The organism is Nonomuraea terrae (assembly GCF_004348995.1).
Classification (GTDB): domain Bacteria; phylum Actinomycetota; class Actinomycetes; order Streptosporangiales; family Streptosporangiaceae; genus Nonomuraea; species Nonomuraea terrae.
This window is the reverse complement of record NZ_SMKQ01000043.1, coordinates 1-19,140: the sequence shown is the minus strand read 5'-3', so window position 1 is coordinate 19,140 and position 19,140 is coordinate 1. Positions and strand designations below refer to the sequence as shown.

The 19,140-nt window shown below is 70.5% G+C and carries 20 protein-coding genes and 3 tRNA genes; 11 read left to right on the top strand and 12 right to left on the bottom strand.

Annotated features, from left to right (window positions below; all coding sequences use genetic code 11):
• The first annotated feature begins 67 nt into the window (after window positions 1–67).
• The gene (cimA, locus tag E1286_RS16760) at window positions 68–1,645 is read left to right on the top strand and encodes a citramalate synthase (RefSeq protein WP_132613495.1); all 1,578 of its coding nucleotides are present in this window, start codon (window positions 68–70) and stop codon (window positions 1,643–1,645) included.
• A 1-nt stretch (window position 1,646) separates the two neighbouring features.
• Here cimA and E1286_RS16755 read toward each other — a convergent pair whose 3' ends face one another.
• Window positions 1,647–3,281, bottom strand: coding sequence for a heparinase II/III family protein (locus E1286_RS16755; RefSeq protein WP_246074913.1), 1,635 nt, complete (start codon window positions 3,279–3,281; stop codon window positions 1,647–1,649).
• Between the two features lie 148 nt (window positions 3,282–3,429).
• Between E1286_RS16755 and E1286_RS16750 the strand changes: the two genes are divergently transcribed.
• Window positions 3,430–4,047 carry an HD domain-containing protein gene (locus tag E1286_RS16750; RefSeq protein ID WP_246074912.1) on the top strand — a complete coding sequence of 206 codons (618 nt, stop codon included), beginning with the start codon at window positions 3,430–3,432 and terminating at the stop codon, window positions 4,045–4,047.
• A 1-nt stretch (window position 4,048) separates the two neighbouring features.
• On the opposite strand, the gene E1286_RS16745 is transcribed toward E1286_RS16750, so the two are convergent.
• The 7 genes from E1286_RS16745 to E1286_RS16715 all read right to left on the bottom strand — a co-directional run bounded on the left by E1286_RS16745 (window position 4,049) and on the right by E1286_RS16715 (window position 7,326).
• Complete coding sequence (locus tag E1286_RS16745) at window positions 4,049–4,417, bottom strand: antibiotic biosynthesis monooxygenase family protein (RefSeq protein ID WP_187368176.1); 369 nt, start codon at window positions 4,415–4,417, stop codon at window positions 4,049–4,051.
• 16 nt (window positions 4,418–4,433) lie between these two features.
• The gene (locus tag E1286_RS16740; protein WP_132613489.1) at window positions 4,434–5,021 is read right to left on the bottom strand and encodes an Asp23/Gls24 family envelope stress response protein; all 588 of its coding nucleotides are present in this window, start codon (window positions 5,019–5,021) and stop codon (window positions 4,434–4,436) included.
• Complete coding sequence (locus tag E1286_RS16735) at window positions 5,018–5,650, bottom strand: DUF6286 domain-containing protein (protein WP_132613488.1); 633 nt, start codon at window positions 5,648–5,650, stop codon at window positions 5,018–5,020. Before E1286_RS16735 ends, E1286_RS16740 begins: the two co-directional genes overlap by 4 nt.
• A 257-nt stretch (window positions 5,651–5,907) precedes the next feature.
• The gene (locus E1286_RS16730; protein ID WP_223190031.1) at window positions 5,908–6,267 is read right to left on the bottom strand and encodes an Asp23/Gls24 family envelope stress response protein; all 360 of its coding nucleotides are present in this window, start codon (window positions 6,265–6,267) and stop codon (window positions 5,908–5,910) included.
• Between the two features lie 20 nt (window positions 6,268–6,287).
• Complete coding sequence (locus tag E1286_RS16725; protein WP_132613486.1) at window positions 6,288–6,476, bottom strand: hypothetical protein; 189 nt, start codon at window positions 6,474–6,476, stop codon at window positions 6,288–6,290.
• Window positions 6,473–6,841, bottom strand: coding sequence for a hypothetical protein (locus E1286_RS16720; RefSeq protein ID WP_246074911.1), 369 nt, complete (start codon window positions 6,839–6,841; stop codon window positions 6,473–6,475). The genes E1286_RS16725 and E1286_RS16720 overlap by 4 nt, the downstream gene beginning before the upstream one ends.
• The gene (locus E1286_RS16715) at window positions 6,838–7,326 is read right to left on the bottom strand and encodes an Asp23/Gls24 family envelope stress response protein (protein WP_397047554.1); all 489 of its coding nucleotides are present in this window, start codon (window positions 7,324–7,326) and stop codon (window positions 6,838–6,840) included. The genes E1286_RS16720 and E1286_RS16715 overlap by 4 nt, the downstream gene beginning before the upstream one ends.
• A gap of 182 nt (window positions 7,327–7,508) precedes the next feature.
• On the opposite strand from E1286_RS16715, the gene E1286_RS16710 reads away from it, so the two are divergent.
• Window positions 7,509–8,288, top strand: a complete 780-nt coding sequence (locus E1286_RS16710; protein ID WP_111176907.1) for a fumarylacetoacetate hydrolase family protein — start codon at window positions 7,509–7,511, stop codon at window positions 8,286–8,288.
• Between the two features lie 34 nt (window positions 8,289–8,322).
• On the top strand, window positions 8,323–9,654 hold the full coding sequence (gltX, locus tag E1286_RS16705) for a glutamate--tRNA ligase (RefSeq protein ID WP_246074917.1): 1,332 nt from the start codon (window positions 8,323–8,325) through the stop codon (window positions 9,652–9,654).
• Here gltX and E1286_RS16700 read toward each other — a convergent pair.
• Complete coding sequence (locus E1286_RS16700; protein WP_132613483.1) at window positions 9,548–10,804, bottom strand: MATE family efflux transporter; 1,257 nt, start codon at window positions 10,802–10,804, stop codon at window positions 9,548–9,550. The genes gltX and E1286_RS16700 overlap by 107 nt on opposite strands.
• 53 nt (window positions 10,805–10,857) lie before the next feature.
• On the opposite strand from E1286_RS16700, the gene E1286_RS16695 reads away from it, so the two are divergent.
• A complete protein-coding gene (locus E1286_RS16695) occupies window positions 10,858–11,403 on the top strand; it encodes a PadR family transcriptional regulator (RefSeq protein ID WP_132613481.1) in 546 nt (181 codons plus the stop codon).
• A gap of 120 nt (window positions 11,404–11,523) precedes the next feature.
• Here E1286_RS16695 and E1286_RS16690 read toward each other — a convergent pair whose 3' ends face one another.
• A complete protein-coding gene (locus E1286_RS16690) occupies window positions 11,524–13,494 on the bottom strand; it encodes a M3 family metallopeptidase (RefSeq protein WP_132613479.1) in 1,971 nt (656 codons plus the stop codon).
• 166 nt (window positions 13,495–13,660) lie between these two features.
• Here E1286_RS16690 and E1286_RS16685 point away from each other — a divergent pair.
• Window positions 13,661–13,732 (top strand) — tRNA-Gln (locus tag E1286_RS16685).
• Window positions 13,733–13,768: 36 nt separating this feature from the next.
• On the opposite strand, the gene E1286_RS16680 is transcribed toward E1286_RS16685, so the two are convergent.
• A complete protein-coding gene (locus E1286_RS16680) occupies window positions 13,769–14,707 on the bottom strand; it encodes an alpha/beta fold hydrolase (protein ID WP_132613477.1) in 939 nt (312 codons plus the stop codon).
• Between the two features lie 109 nt (window positions 14,708–14,816).
• Here E1286_RS16680 and E1286_RS16675 point away from each other — a divergent pair, with 109 nt between their 5' ends.
• From E1286_RS16675 to E1286_RS16655, 5 genes are all read left to right on the top strand, one after another.
• Entirely contained in the window at window positions 14,817–16,091 is a 1,275-nt protein-coding gene (locus E1286_RS16675; RefSeq protein WP_132613475.1) for a sensor histidine kinase, read from the top strand.
• Between the two features lie 252 nt (window positions 16,092–16,343).
• A complete protein-coding gene (locus tag E1286_RS16670; protein ID WP_132613473.1) occupies window positions 16,344–16,958 on the top strand; it encodes a response regulator in 615 nt (204 codons plus the stop codon).
• 174 nt (window positions 16,959–17,132) lie between these two features.
• Window positions 17,133–17,816 carry a DUF1963 domain-containing protein gene (locus tag E1286_RS16665; protein ID WP_223190029.1) on the top strand — a complete coding sequence of 228 codons (684 nt, stop codon included), beginning with the start codon at window positions 17,133–17,135 and terminating at the stop codon, window positions 17,814–17,816.
• A 485-nt stretch (window positions 17,817–18,301) separates the two neighbouring features.
• Window positions 18,302–18,377 (top strand) — tRNA-Glu (locus tag E1286_RS16660).
• A gap of 19 nt (window positions 18,378–18,396) precedes the next feature.
• Window positions 18,397–18,469 (top strand) — tRNA-Glu (locus E1286_RS16655).
• A 467-nt stretch (window positions 18,470–18,936) separates the two neighbouring features.
• On the opposite strand, the gene E1286_RS49220 is transcribed toward E1286_RS16655, so the two are convergent.
• The coding region (locus tag E1286_RS49220; protein ID WP_223190027.1) for a hypothetical protein at window positions 18,937–19,140 on the bottom strand (204 nt) is incomplete at its 5' end.

Here is a 19,140-nt window from a genome sequence, read left to right as displayed (position 1 = left end):
GGTCTTTTTGTTTTCCCGGACACCCGCGCAGACCACCCATGATTCCATCCGGAAAGAAGAGAGAGCCATGGCCGATGACCGTTTCCACGTATATGACACGACGCTGCGTGACGGCGCGCAACAGGAGGGGCTCAACCTCACCGTTGCCGACAAGCTCGTCGTCGCGCGTCACCTGGACGGCCTCGGCGTCGGCTTCATCGAGGGGGGCTGGCCGGGCGCCAACCCCAAGGACACCGAGTTCTTCAGGCGGGCCCGGACCGAGCTCGACCTGAAGCACGCGCAGCTAGCCGCGTTCGGCGCGACCCGCCGGGCCGGGGTGAAGGCCGCCGACGATCCCCTGGTGGCCGCCCTGCGCGAGTCCGGCGCGCCGGTCGTGACCCTTGTCGCCAAGAGCCACGACCGGCACGTCGAGCTGGCCCTGCGCACGACCCTTGAGGAGAACCTCGCGATGATCCGCGACACGGTCTCCCACCTGCGGGCCGAGGGCCAGCGCGTCTTCCTCGACGCCGAGCACTTCTTCGACGGATTCCGCTCCAACCCGGCGTACGCGCTGGAGGTGATCAGAACCGCCGCCGAGGCGGGAGCCGACGTCATCGCGCTGTGCGACACCAACGGCGGCATGCTCCCCGACGAGCTGGCCGAGGTCGTCCACGAGGCGGTCGGCACGAGCGCCCGGGTCGGCATCCACTGCCACGACGACACCGGCTGCGCCGTCGCCAACACCCTGGCCGCCGTCAAGGCCGGCGCCACCCACGTGCAGGGCTGCGCCAACGGCTACGGCGAGCGCTCCGGCAACGCCAACCTCTTCACGGTCGTGGCCAACCTGCAGCTCAAGCGCGGCTACGACCTCGTGCCGCGCGAGTCGCTGGCCGAGATGACGCGCATCGCCCACGCCATCACCGAGGTGACCAACGTCACGCCCAACTCCCACGCCCCCTACGTCGGCATGTCGGCCTTCGCCCACAAGGCGGGCCTGCACGCCAGCGCCATCAAGGTCGACCCCAATCTCTACCAGCACATCGACCCGGCGCAGGTCGGCAACGACATGCGCATGCTCGTCTCCGACATGGCGGGCCGCGCCTCGGTCGAGCTGAAGGGCCGCGAGCTGGGCTACGAGCTCACCCCCGACCACACCAAGGCGCTGGTCGACCGGGTCAAGGACATGGAGTCGCAGGGCTACACGTTCGAGGCGGCCGACGCGTCGTTCGAGCTGCTGCTGCGCGACACCGTGCAGGGCGAGCGCCGGCGGCACTTCGAGGTCGAGTCCTGGCGCGTCATCGTCGAGCGCACCAAGGGCGGCGAGCTGGTCAGCGAGGCCACGGTCAAGCTGCACGCCAAGGGCGAGCGCATCGTCGCCACCGGCGAGGGCAACGGCCCCGTCAACGCCCTCGACAAGGCCGTACGCCTGGCGCTGGAGCAGCTCTACCCCGAGCTGGCCAAGCTGGAGCTGATCGACTACAAGGTCCGCATCCTGGAGGGCACCCACGGCACCCACGCCGTGACCCGCGTGCTCATCACCTCCAGCGACGAGCGCGCCGAGTGGGCCACCGTGGGCGTCGCCGAGAACATCATCGACGCCTCCTGGCAGGCGCTGGAGCAGGCGGTGACGTACGGCCTGCTGCGCGCCGGCCGCGAGCTCTCGTAAGTCAGAGCACCCCGGCAGGGAAGGACACGCCGTCCACGGTGACCTTCCCGCCGGAGCAGGACACCTTGGGCGAGTCGGTTCCCGGCACGATCACCGTCAGAAGGGACGTCGCCGCGGGCGACACCACCACGTTCGCCTGCTTCTTCGCCAGGTAAGCGGGCGAGACCCAGCCCAGCTTGCCGCCCCGCTCGACCTTCTGCCCGCCGATCCGGTCGCAGGAGGTCAGCTGGAGCAGGGTGACCCTGAACTTCCCGTCGCCCAGCACGACCTTGCCGCCGCCCTTGGAGACGAGCTTGAGGTCGGGGTGGAAGCGCCAGATGTTGCTGATCTTCTTGCCGCCGGAGGCGGTGTCCAGCACGGCCATCAGGTCGTGGTCGTGGTCGTGGTCGACCATGACCGACCGGGTGCGGCTCACGCCGTACGCCTGGTCGGTCAGCCGGAACGACTGCCGGTCGTCGCCGTAGCGCGCCTTCACGAGCTTGCTCGCCGTACGCGGGCGGAACTTCTGGCCCACCACCGTGGGTATGTTGTGCGCCTCCGGCGAGAGCGTCCAGTAGCGGTAGGAGCTCTTCTCGTAGGAGTGGAAGCCGCCGTCCACCAGGATGTCGCGGCCGTGCGCGTAGTAGGTGACCCCGAGGTGGTCCTCATGGCCGTGGAACTTCATCCCCGGGCCGAACCGGACCGAGTAGTACGCCGACTCCGGGTCGTCGAAGGCCGTGCGGCCGAAGACGTAGCCGGCGTTGTAGACCTTGACCTCCTGCTTCGGCGTGCCGGTCTCCATCTCGGGCTCGGTGTCGGCGCTGCCGTCGCCGATGGGCACCATGTAGCCGTTCGGCATGGTCGCGTGCGCGATGAAGTCCTTCAGCGCGTCGGTGCGCTTGGCGATCTCGGCGGGCACCTTGCGGTCGCAGGCCTTCATGTTCGCCATCGCGACCTGCAGGCGGCCGTGCACGTAGACCGCGTAGCGCGGCGCCTGCTCCATCAGCGCGCCCTGCGAGTCGACGTCGAGCTTCACCGTGCTGGTGAGCCGGCTCGTCGCGAGGCTCTGCCAGTCCTTGCGGCCGTAGCGGCAGCCGATGCCCATCAGGGCGATGTCCTGGTCGATGCCGTGGTTGTGGCCCTTCTTGTACAGCTTCGGGTCCGACAGGAGCTTGGCGTGCACGGCCAGGCTGTCCTTCAGCCAGCTGGCGTTCACGTGCCGGCTCAGGCAGAGCAGCGGCTGCGTGCGCAGCGAGACCGGGTGGTCGGTCCACACGTACGGCTGGGTGCCCCGGGCGCCGTACTTGTTGTTCTTCATCCAGTCCTCGGCGATCTCGGTGGCGCGGTCGAGGTAGCGCTTCTCGCCGGTGTTCTCGTACTCGACGACCAGGGTGCCCATCCAGCGCAGCGACTGGAAGACGTACTCCCACGACCGGTTCTTGTACGGGCTCGCATCCCAGTCGACCTTCTTGCCGAGTTTGTACGACGGCAGCCCGACCAGCGAGATCTCGCCGTTCATGACGTCGGACACCGTCGGCGTGCCGGGCAGCCAGTCGCCCTGGCACTCCGCGGTGCGGGCCACCTTGTCGGCGTGCGCGGGGCTCACGAGGGCGCCGAACGCGAGCGTGAGAGCAAGAGGGATCGCGAGCCGGCGCACGGCGTGGCCTCCGGGGGCATGATCGGGACGAAAGTCAGGGCGGAACATGCTTTCGGAATCGCGATCATCAGGTCAAGCGGAGTGCCCGATTCGTTAGCCGTCCGTCTGCCGCGCGGCCCCGCATTCCGCTGCGCGTACCGGCTGCGACATGCTGGTGGGTGTGAAACTCGACGACCTGGTGATTCCCGACACACCCGCCTGCCGGGGCGCGTACGAGGTGGCCGCCCGCTACCACACGCCCTCGCTGCTCAACCACTCCGTGCGCGCCTACCTGTGGGCGGCGGCGTACGCCCGGGACAACGGCATCGCGTTCGACGCCGAGCTGCTCTACGTGTCGGCCATGCTGCACGACATCGGGATGGCCCCCGAGTTCGACAGCCACACGGTGCCGTTCGAGGAGGCGGGCGGGCACGTGGCCTGGGCGTTCTGCGCCGGGGCCGGCTGGTCGGCCGAGCGCCGGGTGCGGGCGAGCGAGGTCATCATCCGGCACATGTGGGACGAGGTGCCCCTGGCGGAGGACCCGGAGGGTCACCTGCTCGAACTGTCGACCGGCATGGACATCTCCGGCCGCCGTACCGAGGAGATCCCCGCCGAGGTGCGCCGCGAGGTGCTGGCGCTGCACCCGCGGCTGGAGATCGCCAAGGAGTTCGCCGCCTGCATCTCCGAGCAGGGCACGCGCAAGCCCGGCAGCATCGCCGGGCGGTTCGTCCGCGGCGGCATCACCGAGCGCATCGCCCGCAACCCCCTCGACGCGCCCGACGCCTGACTCAGGACTTCGGGGCGGCGCTCTCGACGACCTCGAAGCTCCACAGCTCCGAGCCCGACGCGGCAGGGCCCTGCCCATGGCCGTGGCCCTGACCGTGCCCCTGCGCGGGTCCTTGATCCTGGGCGCCCTGAGCGGCCTGGGCGTGCCCGCGCTGGAACGCCTGGCCCTGCTGCCACTGCTGGAAGTCGTCCTCGCTGCGCCAGCGCGTGTAGACGAGGTAGCGGTCGGTGCCCTCCAGCGGCCGCAGCAGCTCGAACCACTCGAACCCGTCGGCGGACTCGACCATCCCCGCCCGGTTGGAGAAGCGTCGTTCCAGCTCCTCCCGCATGTCGGCGGGCACGGTCAGCACGTTGATCTTCACGACGGACACGCGAGGACCCCTCTCGTCAGCGAACAGTTCGGTGCGGTGCAGGTGAGGGCTCCAGGCTAACGCGGGCCACCGCCGGCACATGATCCCGGTCCAGCGCGTCGCGCATGTTCGGCAGCGCCACGCGGACCAGATGGCGGCTGAGCTCGGGCAGCGAGGCCGACTCGTCGGCGACCACGCGCAGCCGTACCTCCGGGTCCTGGCGGGAGCCCGTCATGCGGGCGTCGGCGTCCAGCACGGAGGGGCCGGTCGCGACGTCGGCGGCCATCGCGCGCGCCATCGCGCGCGATGACACGTCCGTCACGCCGGTCGGCGTGTTGTCCAGGACGAACGTCCTGCGCGGCTCCCTGTGCCACTGCGCGAGCACCCAGCGCACGCCCAGGACCGCGAGGATCAGCCCCGCCAGTGCCACCAGCCACCAGATCCACGGGCTGGTACGCGCGAAGAACCCCACCACGTTGGCGTCCACGATCGTCGTCCGCGAGGCGGCCCAGTTCTGCGGGAACGCGCCCATTCCACGGGCCAGCGCGGACCCGCCCAGCAGCGCGAGGACCAGCCCGACGATCGCCAGCCCCCACCGGTTGCCCCGGCCCGGCTTCCTGTTCACTTGCGCTCCTTGACGTGCACGGCCACCCGGTACGGGTGCGCGGGATCGAGCTCGGCCAGCCTGGCGAGCACGGCGTCACGTACGTCCTTGCGGAACTCGTCGCGCTTGCGCCAGCCCGACGTGGTCGGTATGACGGTGAACGTGCCGCCCCGCAGGGTGGCCCGCGCCGAGCGCACCCCGGGCACCTGCTCGGCCGCGTGGGCCAGCGCCCGGGCGACGCTCTTGGGACGCACGCCGATGATGAGGTCGCGGTGGCCGCTGCGTACCGGCACCATCTTCAGCTTCCCCGGCGCCAGCGCGGTGGCCAGCAGCGCGAGCCCCAGCAGGGCCACCAGGGCTGAGCCGAGCAGGAACCACGGGTTCGACCACGACGTCGAGGAGGCCCAGGCCAGCATCCGGTCGTACGGCACCAGGCGCAGCGGGCGGCCGAACAGGGCCGAGAGCGTCTCGACGGCCAGCAGCAGGCCCAGCAGGGTGAGCAGGACGGCGACGATGACGGCGGGGATCCGGCGGCGCGGCCGGAACGCCCGTACGGCGGCCCGGTCGGCCACCTTGTCGTGCAACGTTTCGAGCGCCGCGCTGTGCGCCCCGGACGGCACCTCCCCGCCGCGAAGCGCACCGGACGGCATCTCACCGTCGCGGACCGTCTCCCGGGCCGCGCCGTCGCCCGCTTCCGTCGCCGGAGCCGTCTCCCGGGCTGCTCGTCCAACCGGAGCCGTCTCCCCGGCCGCTTTTCCAGCCGGAGTCGTCTCCTCGTCCGGAAGGGCGCAGACCTGCGGCTCGGTGTCCGCCTCATGGTCCGCGGTCGTACGATCGCGGGCAGGTCTGCGGTCTTCCGGTCCATCGGGGGGAGAGCCGTGCGTGGTCATCGGTCAGGTTCCTTCCGTCAGCCGCCCCACGCCAGGTCGCCGCCGAGTTCGGTCACGACGATGTCGAGACGGCGTACCTCCAGGCCGGTCTGGAGCTCGACGCGGCGGATCACGTGATCCCTGAGCCGCGTCACCGCGGCGTGCAGCGGAATGGGGTAGGCCATGCTCACGTTCAGCCGCAGCGTGGCCCGGTCGTCGCGGACCCGCGCGGTGGACGGCCGCGTCCACGGCGACCCTCCGACGCGCACGTCGCGCACCTCGGGCACCTCCTTGGCGGCGCAGCACGCGATCTTGGCGACCGCCCGGTCGGCGATCTCCGTTCGCCCGCGGCGTTCGGGCGCGGGCAGGGGGGCGGGCCGCTGCGCGGGAACCGTCACGCGGCCAGGGGTGACGGCGGTCATTTCCGCCTCACGGACAGGCCGGACACGTTGATCTCCCCGGTCTCCACGATCCGCCCGATCAGGAAGCCGACCGCGCCCAGCACCAGCACCAGCAGGAACGCACCGAGCCCGCCGAACGCGCCCGCGAACCCCAGGGCGATGCCGGCGGCCATGCCGATCACCGGCATCCACTGGACGTTGCTCATGATCCCTCCACGGTGTCGTCGATGATGTCGTCGATGCGCACGTGCACCGGGCGGTTCCCGGCCAGGTCCGCCACCGCCCGCCGTACCTCCTCGGCGGTCTCCGGCAGCGGGCGGGCGAGCGTGGCGACGATGGCGATCTTCACCTCGCGCTCGTCCGCCGAGACTCCGGTCAGCCGCTCGCCGGGCAGGTACGTCGCCACCGTCCCGAAGGGGCCGCCGGACAGCTTGACCACCCCGGAGCAGGCCCGCGCCCGCTCGGCGATCGCCCGAGCCTGCCCGGCATCCCCAGGGGCGGCGGCTCCGGTCGCCTCTGAGGCGGCATTCCTGGAGACGGCGGTCTCGGAGGATGCCGGGGACTCGGTCATTGGACCCGGGGCTCCTGCTCGGGCTCGCTCTGAGCCTCGCGTCCCCGGTCCTGCTCAGGCAGGTGGACGTCGTCCACCCGGATGTTGACCTCGGTCACCTCCAGCCCGCACATGCGCTCGACGGCCGAAATGACGTTCTTGCGCACCGCCGCCGCCAGGTCGGGGATCGCGGTGCCGTACTCGGCGACGAGGTCGAGGTCCACGGCCGCCTGCCGCTCGCCCACCTCGACGGTCACGCCCTGGGCGACGCTGGAGCCGCCGACCATGCCGCGCATGCTGCCGAGCGCTCGCGCCGCGCCCGCGCCCATGGCGTACACGCCGGACACCTCGCGGGCGGCGAGGCCGGCGATCTTGGCGACGACACCGTCGTCGATGCTGGTGGTGCCCCTCTCGGTCACCAGTGAGGTCGCCATGCCGGCGCCCTCCTGCGTCCTGGCCCGCGGCACGGTTCCCGTCGCGCCGGTTCCGCCGGGCCGGTTAGACATCGTGTCCGACACGATCCGTCACCCCCTGGATGTCGTCCCTAATAAGGGGAAATAACCCCAGCTGCACCAGTGAAGCTCACCAAAACGGACTTTGGGGTTAATAATGGACAGTTGCTGACTCGTTCCGGGCAGGCGCGCCGCGGATGGGCCGACCCCTCCGGAGGCGGCGATAGCCTTGTCGGGTGCGTATAGCGAGGTTCTCCACAGGCGAAGGTGCCGTCGCGTTCGGCGTGGTCGAGGGCGGTCCCGGCGAGGAGTTCATCTCCACGATCGCCGGTCACCCGTTCAGTCAGGTGCAGTTCACCGGCGAGCGGTTCGCGCTGTCCCAGGTGAAGCTGCTGGCCCCGATGTTGCCGAGCAAGGTGGTCGCCATCGGCAGAAACTACGCCGAGCACGCGGCCGAGCTGGGCAACGAGGTGCCCGAGGAGCCGCTGATCTTCATCAAGCCGTCCACCACCGTGATCGGCCACGGCGAGAACATCGCCTACCCCACGTCGCTGTCCGACCGGGTCGACTTCGAGGGCGAGCTGGCCGTGGTGATCGGCCGGCTCTGCCGTGAGGTCCCGGTCGAGCGCGTCAAGGACGTCATCTTCGGCTACACCTGCGCCAACGACGTCACCGCCCGCGACCTGCAGAAGAAGGACGTGCAGTTCACCCGGGCCAAGGGGTTCGACACGTTCTGCCCGCTGGGCCCGTGGATCCAGACCGATCTCGACGCGAGCGACCTGGCGCTGACGACCACGGTCAACGGCGAGATCCGGCAGAGCGGGCGCACGAGCCAGCTCATCCACGACATCCCGGCGCTGGTGGCGTACGTCAGCGCGGTCATGACGCTGATCCCGGGCGACGTCATCCTGACCGGCACCCCGGCCGGCGTCGGCCCGGTCGAGATCGGCGACGAGGTCAGCGTCGGCATCGAAGGCATCGGCACACTCACGAACAAGGTGGTCTCCCGTGACTGAAGTACGGGTGCGGTTCGCCCCGTCACCAACCGGCATGTTTCACGTGGGCGGCGCCCGCACGGCGCTGTTCAACTGGGCGCTGGCCGAGCAGTCCGGCGGCCGTTTCGTGCTGCGCATCGAAGACACCGACGCGTCGAGGAACCGTCCGGAGTGGACCGAGGGCATCATCTCCGCCCTCGACTGGATCGGCATCAACGGCACCAACCCGACCTTCGAGGGCCCCTACTTCCAGTCGGCGTACGAGCCGCAGCACCGCGAGGCCGTGGCCAAGCTGCTGGCCGACGGCCGGGCCTACTACTGCGACTGCACCCGCGAGGCGCTGGTCGCCCGCACCGGCTCCGAGCACCGCGGCTACGACGGCTTCTGCCGCGAGCGCGGCCTGACCGAGGGCGCCGTGCGCTTCCGCACGCCCGACGACGGCGTGACGATCGTGCACGACCTCATCAGGGGCGACGTCGAGTTCCCCAACGAGGCCCAGGAGGACTTCGTCATCGCCCGCACCGACGGCTCGCCGCTCTACGTGCTGGCCAACGCGGTCGACGACATCACCCAGAACATCACCCACGTCGTACGCGGCGAGGAGCACCTCGGCAACGCCGCCAAGCAGATGTTGCTCTGGCCGGCACTCGGCGCGACGCCGCCGGTCTGGGCGCACCTGCCGGTGATCGTCAACGAGCAGCGCAAGAAGCTGTCCAAGCGCCGCGACAAGGTGGCCCTGGAGAGCTACCGCGAGGAGGGCTACCTCGCCGAGGCGATGGTCAACTACCTGATGCTGCTCGGCTGGGGCCCCGGCGGCGATCGCGAGATCATGCCGTGGTCGGAGATGGTCCCGCTGTTCCGCCTCGAAGACGTCAACTCCGCCGGCGCGTTCTTCGACGAGAAGAAGCTGCGCGCGTTCAACGGCGAGTACATCCGGGCGCTGCCGCTGGAGACGTTCGAGGAGCGCTGCGCGCCCTACCTCGACCCGATGTGGGACCGCGAGCGGTTCAGCAAGGTCGCGAGTCTGGCCCAGACCCGCATCTCCGTGTTGTCGGAGATCCGGCAGAACGTCGACTTCCTCTTCCTCGACGAGCCGGTCTTCGACCAGGCGTCGTGGGACAAGGCGATGAAGAACGTCCCCGAGGAGATCCTCACCGGCTACCTGCAGCGGCTGGAGAGCGTGAGCTGGGATCCCGAGTCGCTCAAGCAGGCTCTGGAGGAGGTCGGCGCGGCCCACGGGCTCAAGCTGGGCAAGGCCCAGGCCCCCGTCCGGGTCGCGGTCACCGGCCGGACGGTCGGCCTGCCGCTGTTCGAGTCGATCGAGGTGCTGGGCCGCGAGCGTTCCCAGGACCGCATCCGCGCGGCGCTGACGCGCCTGCGAGGCTGATCGCGGCTCCGGCGGCCATCGCCAGCCACACGCCGGTGACGCCGAGCCAGGCGCTCAGCCCGTACGCGAGGGGCAGCTGCACCGCGAAGCCCGCCAGCGTGGCGGCGAGCAGGCGGCCGCCCCTCCCGCTCGCCTGGAGCACCCCGCCGACGGTGATCAGCCCGCCGAACGGCACCAGGTAGAGCGTCATCCACCGCAGGAAGTCGACGGCCGGGTGGAACACCGCCGGATCGCCGGTGAACCATCCGGCGACCGGCGCGGCCACCGCGTTGAGCACGGCCGCGACCACCGCTCCCGAGGCGAGCCCGAGCAGCAGCGGCGACCCGGCGGACGCGGAGCGGGCGGTGCTGATCATCGCGGCCTGCCGCAGCGCGTAGAACACCATGACGCCGGCCAGCATGATCTTCTGCCCGATGCCGTAGCCGGCCACGGCCGCCGTGCCGAACCCCGCCAGGATGGCCACCTGCGCCATCCCCACCAGGTCGCGAGCCAGGAAATCTCCGGACATGGGAAGCCCTGTCCGGATCACCTCCCACACCGTCAGCCCGCCGCCGGGGGAGTGGAGGCGTACGACGGATCCGAGCGCGACCGCCAACGTGACGACCCGCGCGATCACCGTGGCCAGCGCGGCCCCCCGCACGCCCATGCCCAGGCCGTGGATGAACAGCGGGTCCAGGCCGATCACCAGCGCGTTGCAGATCAGCGCGTGCCGCATGGGCCGCCTGGTGTCACCGAGGCCCTTCAGGATCCCGTCCACGACCGTCTGCGCGAAGAACACCGGCAGCCCGGCGAGCGAGATCAGCAGGAAGCCGGCCGTCAGCGCCGGTTCGTCGATGAACAGCGCGGCCAGGGGCTCGCGCAGCAGCACCCCCGGCACCACGATGGCGAGGGAGAGGGCCGCCCACAGCAGCCACCCCGCCCTGATCACGGGGGCCAGTGGCGCGCGCCCGTCGCGCCGGGCGACCAGCACGGTCACGCCGGTCGGCACGGCCAGGAACACCCCGTACGCGACATGCTCGACCGTCGTGCCCACGGTGACCGCCGCGATGGCCGCCTCGCCCAGCGAGGACACCCAGAGCAGGTCGATCAGGCCGACCGCGACCACGGCGGTGAGCAGTTCCACGTAGACGGGCAGGGCCAGCCGGAACATCGCTACCTCGCTTCGATATACATCGTTTAGAGGTATAGCGTTACGATGCGCCCATGGCAAGCGGCGGTGATCTGAGCCTGACCATCCTGGGGTTCCTCAACGAGCGCCCCATGCACGGCTACGAGCTCAAGGCGCACCTGGCCGCGCTGACCGGCCACCTGCGCCCGGTCAGCGACGGCGCGCTCTACCCGGCCATCGCCCGGCTGGAGGCGAAAGGCCTGCTCGAACGGCACGAGGAGGCCGGCGCGGCGGCGGCCCGCAGGCAGGTGCTGACGATCACCGAGGCGGGCAGGCAGGAGCTGCTGCGACGGCTGCGCGAGCCCGCCGACCTCGACATCAGCGACCAGACCAGGTTCTTCGCCCTGCTGGCGTTCCTGTCGGCGCTGCCCGACCCCGCCGACCAGGCGAACGTCCTGCGCCGCCGGCTGGCCTTCCTGGAGGCGCCGGCGAGCTTCTTCTCCGAGGGCGGCAGGCCGGTCAGGGCGAAGGACGAGCCCGACCCGTACCGGAGAGGCATGCTGATCGTCGCCCGCGCGTCCAGTCAGGCGGAGAAGGAGTGGCTGCGGCAGCGCATCGAGGAGCTGGGCGTGCCGCGATGATTCCTGGCGTCGTGCGGGCCGCCGACGCCGCGTACCCGCCGACGCCCCGGGGGCGGAGGCGGCCACCGCGCACGTTCGCGCAGTGGGCCGCCGAACACGCCGGCGCGTTCCGGTGAACGCTCAGTCGAGGCCGCGGCGGGACAGCAGCGGCCGGATGCTGGGCTCGCGCCCGCGGAAGTTGCGGAACGCGGTCAGCGGGTCGAGGCTGCCGCCGAGCGAGAGCAGCTCGCGGCGGAAGTGGTCGCCGTTGGCCCGGGTGAGGCCGCCGTTCTCCTTGAACCACTCCACGCTCTCCGCGTCGAGCACCTCGCTCCAGATGTAGGAGTAGTAGCCCGCGCTGTAGCCGCCCGCGAAGATGTGGGCGAAGTAGTTGGTCCGGTAACGCGGCCTGACCAGCGGGAAGGCGATCTGCGCGGCCTCCAGGGCGATCGCCTCGAACGCCTCCGGGTCGGCCACCGTCTCACCGGGCTCCAGCTTGTGCCAGGCCCAGTCGAGCAGCGTGGCGGCCAGGTATTCGACCGTCTGGAACCCCTGGTTGAACTTCTCGGCCGCCTTCAGCTTCTCCACCAGCTCGGCCGGCATCGGCTCGCCCGTCTCGTAGTGCTTGGCGTAGTTGGCCAGCACCTCGGGCCAGGTCGCCCACATCTCGTTGACCTGCGACGGGTACTCGACGAAGTCGCGCGGCACGCTGGTGCCGGACACCCGCGGGTAACGCACCTGCGAGAACAACCCGTGCAGCGCGTGCCCGAACTCGTGGAAGGCCGTGTTCACCTCGTCGTACGTCAGCAGCGTCGGCCCCGAGGCCGGCTTGGTGACGTTGAGGTTGTTCATGACCACCGGCCTGAGCCCGAACAGGAACGACTGGTCGACGAGGTTGTTCATCCACGCGCCGCCGCGCTTGTTCTCCCTGGCGTACGGGTCGAGCACGAACAGCCCGAGCCGGCCGCCGTCCTCCTCGAACACCTCGAACACGGTCACGTCGGGGTGGTAGCCGCTCAGGTCCGGCCGCTCGGTGAAGGTGATCCCGTACAGCTTGGTGGCCGCGAAGAACACGCCGTCGCGGTAGACCCGGTTCAGCTCGAAGTACGGCCGCATCGCCGCGCCGTCGAAGTCGTAACGGGCCTGGCGGACCTTCTCCGAGTAGTACGACCAGTCCCACGGCTCGATGGCGAACCCGGCCTGCTCCGCCAGCTCCTCGGCCTCCTTGCGCGCGTTGCGCACGGCCGGGCCGACGAGCTGGCCGAGCATCTGCTCCACCGCCTCGACGGTCTTGGCGGTCTGGTCGGTCACCGAGTAGGCGGCGTGGTTGGGGAAGCCGAGCAGCGCCGCCCGCTGCGCCCGCAGCGCCGCCATCGTGGCCGCGATCGCGAAGTTGCCCGGCGCCCGGCCGACGCTCAGCTCGTAGAGCCGGCGCCGTACGTCGCGGTCGGTGAGCTGGGCCAGGCCGGGCTGGTTGGTGAAGTTGAGCAGCGGCAGGACGTACGTGCCGTCGTCCTTGCGCAGCGACTCGATCTTCGCCTCGTCGAAACCGTCGAGCTCCTTCGGGTCGGTCACCACCAGTGCCGACTCGGTGGAGGCCTTCAGCAGGCTCTGCGCGAACTCCGTGGACAGCTTCGACAGCTCCTCGTTGAGCTCCCGCAGCCGCGCCTGGTCGGGCTCCGACAGGTCGGCCCCCGCCCGGATGAAGTCGTCGCGGTACTTCTCCAGCAGCCAGGACTCCTCAGGAACGTCCGTGGTGACCTGCTTGATGCGCGCCCACAGCGCCCGGTTGAGCCGGATCGCGTCGCTGTGCCGGGTGAGCTGCGGCGAGACCTCCTTCTCGATCGCCATGATGCCGTCGCTCGAATTGGACGCGGCCACGCTGAAGAACACCGTGGCCGTACGGTCGAGGATGCGCCCCGACCGTTCCAGCGCCGCGATCGTGTTCTCGAACGTCGGCGGCTCGGGGTTGTTCGCGATCGCGTCGACCTCCGCCAGCTGCTCTGCCATGCCGCTCTCGAACGCGGGCAGGTAGTGCTCCTCGCGGACGTCTCCGAACGGGGGCAGCTGGTAAGGGAGATCACTGGGGGCGAAGAAGGGGTTCTCTGCCAACGCTGGGGCTCCTCCACGTGGTGTTTTGTCCCCTTCAGCTTGGCACGGACGGGCACCCGCCGGGGGCGGTGGAGCGCCGGTTCGGGAATCGTTTTGGTCTTAGCCCCCGAGCTGGGCTATTCTTTCGGACGTCGCCAAGCGCGCTCTGCAAAGGGGCTCGCAGCGGTGGGGTATGGTGTAATTGGCAGCACGACTGATTCTGGTTCAGTTAGTCTAGGTTCGAGTCCTGGTACCCCAGCAGTGAACGGATGTCTCCACGGAGACGTCCGTTTTTTCATTTCGCCAGCCGGTGCAGGATTTCGGTGATCTGCCGGTACGCCTTGGCCGTCGGCGCGTGGGTCGCGTCCACCGAGAAGACCTCGAACGTGTTGCGCGGCGTGGCCGCGTCCGCCTCCCTGATCATCCGGTCCTGCAGCGCCAGGGGGATCGCCCGGTCCTTGGTGTGCCGGATGTAGACGCGCGGCACCCGTCCCCACCGCTGCTTGCTGCCCCGGGCGTCGGCGCCGGTCACCAGCATGCTCTCGTCCGGCAGCAGCGTGTTGAGCATCGCGAGGAACTCGCCGTCGGTGGCGTCCTCCATGAACGTCTTCTTCGCCGCGTCGAGGAACTTGCGGTTGCCCGTCCGCCAGTTGATCCGGATCGCCTTGATCACCCTGGGATCGCCGACGATGCCGTCCAGCAGGATCGGCGTCAGGCTCTCGCGGCCCTCCGGGGTGTTGACGTAGTCGTTGGGCGTGGGCAGGTTCGTGCAGCAGATCGCGCTGGAGTAGACCAGCCGGTCGATCAGGTCGGGCACCTCGTCGGCCGTCTTCGTGATCGTGGCGCCGCCGAGGCTGCCGCCCACGAGGATCACCGGGCCGTACTCGGCGACGCGGCGCACCACGTTCACCGTGGCCTCGACGTAGTCGTCCAGCGTCACGGCGGCCACCGGCGAGGGCAGCTTCGCCAGCGTCTCCAGGTCCTGCGGCGCCTGGTAGGCGACGTGGAACTGCTCCTCGGGGCCATGGCCCGGCAGCGTCACGCCCACCGTCCGGTGGCCGCGCATGGTCAGCTCGGGGTCGACCGAGGCCACGCCGTTCGAGCCGCTCACGAAGACGAACGTGGTGACCTCCTTCCGCCTGGGTTTCCGGGAGCCGGCGACGGCGGCTGTGACGGCGCCGGCGCCCGTGGCGGCGGCGAACTGGAGGGCGGATCTGCGGGTCGGTGTGTTCATGCCTCGATGGTCGCGGAGTGCGGCCCTGGCGCACATCGCCCGGCCGGTTCTCCGTGCGGTGGAGGCCGGGCATCCACCGATCGGGGGATGCCGTGCCAGGCTTGGTGTCATGAGCCGGCTGGACCGTCCCGAGCGCTGGATCTACACGGCGCTCGCCTACGCACTGCTCGCGATCTCCACGGTCGTGGCCGCGCTCTCGGGCGATTTCTCCTGGGACGTGTTCGGGCTCGGGGGCGGCGCGGACCCGGACGGAGGCGCCCCGGCGCGTGCGGCGCCACGGGCCGGTCTGCCGTTGCCAGGTGTGCCTTGGCTCGCCCTGCCGCCGTGGCCTGTGTCGGCCGTGGTCGCCGCGCTGTGGCTCGCCCCCATCCCCTGGCTGCACGCCCGCCGCGACACCCGCCGGGTGCTCGTCGTCGGCCACTACGTCGTCCTCATCGCCCTCGCCGGGGCGATGGTCGTGCAGAGCGCCGCCTTCGTCGTGTTCGCCTCGATCGGCTACCCGCTGGCGATCGCCCTGCTCCCCGCCCGGCTGACCATGGCCGGGGTGACCCTGACCGCCATGGTGAACGTCGCCGCACAGGCCGGCCCCGGCGCGCGGGCCACGTTGCCCGCCGTGCTCGCCGGAGTGGCCCTGCCACTGGTCCTGGCCGGCTGGTACGTGTCCGGCGAGCACGACCGGCGCCGCCGCCTGGTCGAACGCCTGCGGGCCGCCCTCGACGAGAACGCCACCCTGAACGCCCGGCTGCTCGACCAGGCCAGGCGGGCGGGCGTGCTCGACGAGCGGAACCGGATGGCCGGCGAGATCCACGACACGGTCGCCCAGGACCTCGTCGCCCTGATCGGCCAGATCGACGCCGCCGGCCGCGCCGGCCACGGCGCCGCCGGCCGCCGCCACCTCGACCGCGCCGGCGAACTGGCCCGCCGCGGCCTGTCGGAAGTCCGCCGCTCCGTACGCGCCCTGCGTCCCGAGCCGCTGGAGGACGCACGCCTGCCCGAGGCCATCGGCGACATGGCCCGCTCGTGGGCCGACGCGGCAGGCGTCGAACTGCGGCTGGAGGTCACCGGCACCCCCGCGGCCCTGTCCCAGGATGTGGAGGCCGCGTTGTTCCGGGTCGCGCAGGAGGCCCTGGCCAACGTCGCCAAGCACGCAGCGGCCACCAGGACGGGCCTCACCCTGTCGTACACGGACGATCTGGTCCTCCTCGACATCCGCGACGACGGCACCGGTTTCGCCCCGCAGACGCCCTCTGACGGCTTCGGCCTCGACAGCATGCGCCAACGCGTCCGCTCAGTAGGCGGCACGTTGGAGATCGAATCGGCACGGGACGAAGGCACCGCCGTAGCCGCCACCGTCCCGATCATCCCGACCAGCGAGACCCCCTGACCCCGTACCGCCGCCACCCCGCCTGGTCGGCCGCACCGTGGGATGGGGTCCACCAGGGCGCGGAACGCCGCGATCGGCGCTACCGGCCGGTCGTTCCAGGGTGGAGGCGGGCCTGTGATCGGCGATGTTGAGGCCGGTCTGTTCGTTCGCTCCGCTCAGCCGCGCCGGCATGGGGCGGCAGGCGGGGCCGTTTCCGTCAGCCCGCTTGCCGGGGCACGATGAGACGGTGAAGGACGTTCGCGGGGAGGGCCGATGGCGTTGAGGCTGCTGATAGCCGACGATCATCCGATCGTGCGCGACGGCCTGCGCGCCGCGCTGGGCGATGAGGCCGACTTCGAGATCGTCGGTGAGGCGGCCGACGGCGAGCAGGCCGTACGCCTGGCCGCCGAGCTGCGCCCCGACATCGTCCTCATGGACCTGCGCATGCCCGGCATGGACGGCGTCACCGCCATCCGCCTGCTCAGCGGCACCGGGCCGCGCGTGCTGGTGCTCACCACGTTCGACACCGACGTGCTGCCCGCGCTGGAGGCCGGGGCCAGCGGCTACCTGCTCAAGGACGCCCCGCCGGAGGAACTGGTCCGTGCCGTACGCGCCACGCACCGGGGCGAGACCGTGCTCGCCCCCGCCGTGGCCGGGCGGCTGGCCGGCGACCTGCGCAGGCCCGGCCGCGGGCGGCTGAGCCCGCGCGAGTTGGAGGTGCTGCGGCTGGTGGCCGGGGGAGCGACCAACAAGAAAGCGGCGGCCGACCTGTTCATCAGCGAGGCCAGTGTCAAGACACACCTGCTGCACATCTACGCGAAACTCGACGTCCGCGACCGCGCCTCCGCCGTGGCCGAGGCCTATCGCCGCGGCCTCCTCGCCTCCTGACTCCGCCTCGCCACCGGGCTCGCAGTAATAACTGTCGGTGGCGGTTGGGAAGATCTCGGCGTGGAATTCAACGACCCTGCCGGCATGCTGCGAGCATGCGTCGAACGGCTTGGTGACAAGGCCGGTCGGCAGTACGCGGCCATGGCTCGCCGGGGTTTCCGGTTGGAGCGCGCGATGGATGACGCCCAGGCCACCGGTCATTGCCGGCTCGGCGGCCCCGCGCTGCTCGAACCGGGCAACCCATGGCCGGAGCTGGGCGGCGTCCCGTTGTCCCTGTACGCCGTACTCGACACCGATGCCTTGGCCCCCTGGCTCGGAGAGGATTTGCCCACTCGGCCGGGTTTGCTCAACTTCTTCTCTCTCGATCCGGACGTGCCGTACGAGGAGTACCGGATGCTTGATGTCTACGCGCCTGAGGCGTGGCGGGTGATTCCCGCCGATCCCGCACGGGCGGTGGAGACGGCCGCGCCTGAGCCGGCGAGGAGCTGTCCGGCCACACCCGTACACGCCGTCGCGACGCTCATGCTCCCCGATCCCTGGGACGTGGAGGATGGCGACGTCGAGTTCGACGAGGACGCGTACTGGGGCGCGTCGGCGCTCATCCTCGAAAAGATGGACGGACTTGACGGGAACACCGCCGGCAGCCATTGCGCCTTCGGCTGGCCCGACACCTCGTACGCGTCTCAGGTGACCCGCCGCGACGCCGACGGCCCCGCGATCCACCTGCTCCAGCTGGCAGAGGACGCGGATCTCGGGTGGGGCTGGGGTGACGCCGGGACGATGTACTTCACGATTTCGGCGAAGGCGTTCGCGGCCGGTGACTTCAGTCAGGCCGTGGCGGACATGCGTTGCTGCTGACCACGCAGCGGCCGGTCAGGTGACCGCCCGCACAGGTTACCCAGGCCAGACGTCGCCTGGCCTGGGTTGTCAGGCCCGACGTCGCCAGGATCCCTGTTGTGGGAGTAGCGCGACCAGGGTGTTCCGGCCGCCCCGGGGCGGCGGCGCCGGTGGCGTCGCTGCTCTGGGCGGGCCCGGGCGAGTCGCTTGCCGGTCAGAAGTGCGGCCTGTGCGAATGCGCGCAGGGCGAGCGTCTGGCGCCGCTCCAACGGCCCGATTCGAACCCCTTGGCGCCGACCACGGTTCGGCGGATGTCGCCGCCGGACGGCAGGGAGTGGCGATACTGCTCAAGCCTTCGATTCGGCGTGGAAACACGGCGTGGTGGGGCGGGGGTAGGACGCCACAGGCCCGATCTCGCGGGCGGATAAGCGGTTTGGAGTGGTCTTGCGGGTGCGGTAGAGTTACCTGCGTCGCCGGGGAAGCCCGGCACATCAGCTTGTGGACAGGGTCCCGTCGTCTAGTGGCCCAGGACGCCGCCCTCTCAAGGCGGTAGCGCCGGTTCGAATCCGGTCGGGACTACCACTTGTCACAAGCTCGTCAAGGTCCCGTCGTCTAGTGGCCCAGGACGCCGCCCTCTCAAGGCGGTAGCGCCGGTTCGAATCCGGTCGGGACTACGTCTGCAACAACCGCTCCGGTGCGCCAAGCCCGGAGCGTTTCGCATTTCGGTGCCCGGCTCCAGCACCACATCCCTTCTGTCCGACTTTCACGTGTGCGGCTTCAGTGTCCACGTCCACGCAACGGCCGACTCGATGTATCGGCATTCGGGAACGGCGATTCTTCGTACGGCGGGCCGGCAGGTCTACCTGGATGCGCCGCGCGTCGGATCGATCGGCGCGAGGTGGGTCTCCGGGGCGTGTGGCGCCACGAGCGGCCGCGGTTGATCCGGCGGGGCCGACCAGGTGAACGACTTTCGTGATGGTCCCGGGCGGTGACTTTTGGGGTGGCATGGGGGAGTCACGGTTCCGGTCGGTGGCTCTGGTGGCCCGGTGCGTGCCAAGGTCCGCTCCAGCTACGGCTGCACCCTTGGACCTTCCCTCCGACGCAGGTGGCACGGCTCCCGAATAAGTACCGGGGCATTTCATCAACTCCGTGTCCATACCACCGCGTCCCGTTCGTAGGTATCTCGTAGGGTGACGCCGTCGCCGAGCGGCGCCACGATCACACCAGAAGGCGACAGGAGCCAGGACTTGAGATACAAGCTGCCGATCCACAGCGCCGTGACCGATGAAGCGCCGATGCTCCCGATGCCGCCGGATTCTCTTTCGAGGCCGGGATGGCCTACGAC

Coding starts and splice junctions, on each gene's coding strand:
- cimA (WP_132613495.1), top strand. CDS start 68: ATGGCCGATGACCGTTTCCACGTATATGACACGACGCTGCGTGACGGC.
- E1286_RS16750 (WP_246074912.1), top strand. CDS start 3,430: ATGCTGGTGGGTGTGAAACTCGACGACCTGGTGATTCCCGACACACCC.
- E1286_RS16735 (WP_132613488.1), bottom strand. CDS start 5,650: ATGCCGTCCGGTGCGCTTCGCGGCGGGGAGGTGCCGTCCGGGGCGCAC.
- E1286_RS16725 (WP_132613486.1), bottom strand. CDS start 6,476: ATGAGCAACGTCCAGTGGATGCCGGTGATCGGCATGGCCGCCGGCATC.
- E1286_RS16720 (WP_246074911.1), bottom strand. CDS start 6,841: ATGACCGAGTCCCCGGCATCCTCCGAGACCGCCGTCTCCAGGAATGCC.
- E1286_RS16715 (WP_397047554.1), bottom strand. CDS start 7,326: ATGTCTAACCGGCCCGGCGGAACCGGCGCGACGGGAACCGTGCCGCGG.
- gltX (WP_246074917.1), top strand. CDS start 8,323: ATGTTTCACGTGGGCGGCGCCCGCACGGCGCTGTTCAACTGGGCGCTG.
- E1286_RS16700 (WP_132613483.1), bottom strand. CDS start 10,804: ATGTTCCGGCTGGCCCTGCCCGTCTACGTGGAACTGCTCACCGCCGTG.
- E1286_RS16695 (WP_132613481.1), top strand. CDS start 10,858: ATGGCAAGCGGCGGTGATCTGAGCCTGACCATCCTGGGGTTCCTCAAC.
- E1286_RS16680 (WP_132613477.1), bottom strand. CDS start 14,707: ATGAACACACCGACCCGCAGATCCGCCCTCCAGTTCGCCGCCGCCACG.
- E1286_RS16675 (WP_132613475.1), top strand. CDS start 14,817: ATGAGCCGGCTGGACCGTCCCGAGCGCTGGATCTACACGGCGCTCGCC.
- E1286_RS16670 (WP_132613473.1), top strand. CDS start 16,344: ATGGCGTTGAGGCTGCTGATAGCCGACGATCATCCGATCGTGCGCGAC.
- E1286_RS16665 (WP_223190029.1), top strand. CDS start 17,133: ATGGATGACGCCCAGGCCACCGGTCATTGCCGGCTCGGCGGCCCCGCG.